Source organism: Miniphocaeibacter sp. (genome assembly GCF_049276255.1).
Classification (GTDB): Bacteria; Bacillota; Clostridia; order Tissierellales; family Peptoniphilaceae; genus Miniphocaeibacter.
In genome coordinates this window covers 1-3,037 of sequence record NZ_JBASWB010000041.1, presented here as the reverse complement: position 1 = coordinate 3,037, position 3,037 = coordinate 1, and the positions used below count along the sequence as shown (strand labels likewise).

The window sequence follows — 3,037 nt, the reverse complement described above, 5'->3', positions numbered from 1 at the left end:
ATATAGAGTCATTTCCACCTATTATTATTACCTTAGTTGCTCCAAGTCTGTTAATTTCAGCTTTCACTTCTGCTGGAATAGCATCTTTTCTTGTTAACATTATTGGTGCACCTAGTTTATTTGCAAGCACTGTTGCTGTTAATTCATCTGTATATTTTTCTCCACTTGCTAATAATACCACATTGGATTTGTCATATTCTTTTGATACTGCTACTGATGTACTGTAACGGTCTTTACCAGATAACCTAAATTGTACAAAGTCCATTAGTTGACTTTCTATATTTTCCGTTAGTGTAGATTTTCCACCTACTAAAGTTATTTCTTTTATAGTGCCAGTTGGTTTTCCTGGTTTTTCTTTTACATTTATTTCTACTTCTATCTTATTGTCCTTATATAATAAACTTTCGTGGCTATAAGTTCCTAAATATTTATCGGTATTTATAACTTCTGTATCTGGATTATCCCAGTTAAATTTACCACCAGTCAATATATTATCATTCTCATCTTTTACTATAACTGAAATATCCTTTAATTTTGTGCCATAGCTAACCTTATCTTCTACAATTACCTTTACTTTTTTAACCTCTCTCGGTATTTTTACACTTTCTTTACTTAATGTTTTAAATTCAGTATTTGTAGATTCTTCAAAAACTTTCAATTGAGGAAGATATGCAAATTCATTCTCTGCAAAAATATCTGACCAAATAGCATCATCTTCTAAGTCCATTTTACCATGAGTTAACATTTCCTCTATTGAAAGACCTATAGTTGTATCTTCTAATCCTTTATCTGCCAATCCCATACCTTTTCCATTTCTATCTTTATCAAAATAGCATCTCTCAAATTTAGAATACCTTGATAGAGGACCAATATAACCAAAAACTCCTCCTACAGTTTTATTAGCTTTTATTTCTCCAATATTGTAACAATTGTTGGAATATATAAATTGATCGAATCCTAATATTCCCCCTGTTTGTTCCTCTCCCTTTACTTCCCCAATATTATAGCAATTATATATATATTGATTAGCACCAGCAATTCCACCTACATATTTTTCCCCATCTATATTTCCAATATTAAAAGAATTATATATTTTAGAATTGACACTTCCGTAACCTACAATTCCACCTATATAACCCTCTATATTTGTAGAGGAAATTTCTCCTAAGTTACAACAATTTTTTACATTAGAATACCTATGAAAACTTCCTACAATTCCACCTGTGCCCTTTCCATCTTTTATTTTTCCTCTATTTTTACAATATTCCACATTGGAATTCAATATATAACCTACTATTCCACCTATCTCGTTTTCTCCACCAATTGTAATACTATTGCTACAATTACTAATAGAAGAATCAGTCATTGCTCCTACTATAGCTCCTACACATGATTTTCCTTCTACTTGCCCACTTGCAATATGTAAATTTTTTATTTCACTATTTTTTATATCTCCAAATAAGCCTACATGATATAGGTTCTCATCCTTAATTTTCAAATTAGATATTTTCTTATTGTTTCCATTAAAATTCCCTTTAAATTGTCTCTGGTCACCTGAATTTATTATGCGTCCTATTGGAGTCCAATTATCATAATCCTTTAAATCTATATCATTCACCAATTCAAAATATTTTCCTTCATAATCATTTCTTTCTGATTGTTCCTTATTTACTTCCTCAGCAAGTCTTGCTAAATCTTCAACATTTTCAATTCTATAAGGACTATTTTCTGTTCCATCACCATTCCAACCATCATCGGCAAAGGATTTCCCATTGAATAATATTGACAGCATAATCGCTGTTAAAAATACAATTATCCAATTTATAATTTTTATCCTTTCCTCTCCTCTCTTAATATGTACTTTCATTCCCCGCTCCTTTCAATTCAATATTTAAATAGCATTATGTTCTCAAATTCATTACTTTATTTTATATTATAAAATCCTTATTTACTGTCAAATAGATGGTGCTTATGCCTAGCACAATATTATTTAATATATCCATTGCTAAAACCTTGCTCTTTAGAGCTTTGGTTTTCTAATATCTTTTGATTTTTATTATTTTTCCAAAAAATTTTCCCTTTTAAAAATAATATCTATTAATTAATATACATATATAAACTTTATATATAAGGAATAAGCCAGGAGTAATATTACTCCTGACCTTTTCCTATGAGAAATATTCTAAATCAATATGATTTATTCTATCTATTCCCACCTATATAGTCCATAACAACATCTGGAACATTGTTTCCTCTAGATAATACTATTGGATAACTCTTCTTAGCTGCATATGGTGCCCCAACTATAGCATCTGGGAATACTTCTCCACTTGCTATTACTGCATGTTTTGGTTTTACATATACTTGTTCTGCTATTAAGACTGAAGTTTCGTACCTGTCAGCACCGGCTATTCTATTTACTTCTGCATATTTTCTAACTTCTTTTTCTACTGCTCCTGATACTGACTTACTTCCTCCACCTATTGTTACCTTAGTTAATTTCCAGTCTTGTATTGTTTTTGCTGTACTTGCTGGTAATTGTCCTGGCTTTGTTAATAGGATTGGCATATTTTGCTCTACACCCATGCTAGTCATTGCAATTGCATCTGGGAAGTTTGTTCCATCTACTAATATTGCTTCTGTCTTACTAGCTGTTAAAGCTCTTACTTGGTTTCCTACAAGAATTGCTGTATCGTATCTATCTGGTCCACCAATTCTTTCTACAGTATAGTTAGCTAGTTCTTTTTCTACCTTTTCAGATATAGAAGCATTTCCACCTATTAATATTACCTTAGTTGCTCCAAGTCTGTTAATTTCAGCTTTTACTTCTGCTGGAATAGCATCTTTTCTTGTTAACATTATTGGTGCACCTAGTTTATTTGCAAGTACTGTTGCTGTTAATTCATCTGTGTATTTTTCTCCACTTGCTAGTAATACTATATTGGATTTACTATATTCTTTTGCTACATCTGCTGATGTACCGTAACGGTCCTTACCAGATAATCTGTATTGTACAAAGTCCATTAATTGACTTTCT

The 3,037-nt window shown here is 31.1% G+C and carries 2 protein-coding genes; both read right to left on the bottom strand.

Annotated elements, in window-relative coordinates; all coding sequences use genetic code 11:
• On the bottom strand, nt 1-1,867 hold a 1,867-nt coding region (locus WAO56_RS03825; RefSeq protein WP_422146282.1), incomplete at its 3' end, for a cell wall-binding repeat-containing protein.
• Between the two features lie 335 nt (nt 1,868-2,202).
• On the bottom strand, nt 2,203-3,037 hold an 835-nt coding region (locus WAO56_RS03820; RefSeq protein ID WP_422146281.1), incomplete at its 5' end, for a cell wall-binding repeat-containing protein.